The sequence below is a fragment of the Thermoanaerobacter sp. CM-CNRG TB177 genome (genome assembly GCF_018588165.1).
GTDB lineage: Bacteria > Bacillota > Thermoanaerobacteria > Thermoanaerobacterales > Thermoanaerobacteraceae > Thermoanaerobacter > Thermoanaerobacter thermocopriae.
The window spans coordinates 48,773-50,194 of record NZ_JAFCAC010000056.1 but is presented as its reverse complement, the minus strand read 5'-3'; the positions used below and the strand labels follow the sequence as shown (position 1 = coordinate 50,194).

The following is a 1,422-nucleotide window of genomic DNA, read 5'->3' as shown; positions in this document are numbered from 1 at the left end:
TCAAGACATCCCCTGTATGACAAAACTCATGAGTATATATACAACTATTTTAGCAAGGCTAATAATATTTTTGGCTTTTATTATTTTGATTCTAATTCAAAAGAAGAAGTAAATCAAATTGTTAGTGATATTCAAAAAATGCTGCAAAAATACGGGTATTTATATGACATTACTGATGAAGGGTTTTACAGGGGCAATCTTAAAAATATTATCTCTTCAATGCTGCTTTCTAAAATTTATTTGCCTGTGTTTATAGCCTTTATTTTCGTATGCGTAAATTTGTATTTTTTCTATTATATACTTTTACGTAATCAGAAAAAAGTTATGATTATACATTCAATATTTGGAGCAACAAATGTAAAGCTTTTGGCAAGGTATACAAGAGAAATATTGAAGTACTTATTTTTAAGCTCTGTGCTAGTTGCAATTTTTTACAAACTATTTTTTGCCAGTACTGTTTATGATGTTTCGATCAAAACACTATCAATTGTCGTATTGGCAAATGTCTTGTTGGGATATGCAATATGGTTTTTGGCTTTTTTAACTGTTGACTACAGGTTAAACCGAAAGGATGGAGTATATGATTACGCAATTTAAATTGGCTTTTAAAGATATTAGGAAAAATAAGTGGAAAATTCTTTTATTTATTTTCCAAATGACAATTTTTTTGTTTTTTACAATTATAATTTTAGAGCAGCCTGTACAGTTAAGTCACTACAGCAAGATGCTAAAGATTATAAAAAATAACAATATAATCTTTTTTAAAGATTACTTAAACAACTGGGAACCTCCTTTTATTGACAAGGAGATATATTATTTTTTTGAAAATTTCTTTGATAGGAGTGGTAATGCGTACTCCGTAATGGAAAATGCAGGTACTGTAGAATTTTCACAAGAACATCCCGATGCAAAAATAGTTATAGGGGTGGGGAATTTTGATAAAATTTTTGGAATTGATAAATACAAAGATACAGAAAAACCCTCATACGTTTTTATAGGGTCTGATGTAAAAAGCCTCGAGATTGGAGATGAAATTAAATTGGGAATTTTTAATAGGCAAACGTACAAGGTTGATGGCAGATTAGAAAAGGGAGAGGGTTATGTAAATAAAGGCAGATATAGAAGTTTAGACGACAAAGTGCTGGTTTTGACTTCATCAAGAGAAGTAGCAACATTGTACCAAGTAGGAGGGTTTCTTGAGTTAATACAAAATATTCATATTACAAAATCGGAGGAAGGCGAGATTGATAAAATTGTAGAAATGGCAAATAAGACCAAAAAAATTACTTTAATTCCTGAAAAATTGAATTTAAGAAATATAGTTGAAAAGGGCTATAATGAGGATTTCATAAATTTTATATTTTTTTCAAGCTTTCTTATAAGCATGGGGATATTCATAATAGTTGGATTGGTTTCTTTCCT

At 29.3% G+C, this 1,422-nt stretch carries 1 protein-coding gene and 1 pseudogene; both read left to right on the top strand.

Annotation, left to right across the window (positions count from 1 at the left end):
* A pseudogene (locus tag I4N53_RS06105) lies at positions 1-597 on the top strand (hypothetical protein); the annotation flags it as partial.
* A partial coding sequence (locus tag I4N53_RS06100; RefSeq protein WP_255549763.1) for a hypothetical protein occupies positions 581-1,422 on the top strand: 842 nt, incomplete at its 3' end. The pseudogene I4N53_RS06105 and the gene I4N53_RS06100, both read left to right, overlap by 17 nt.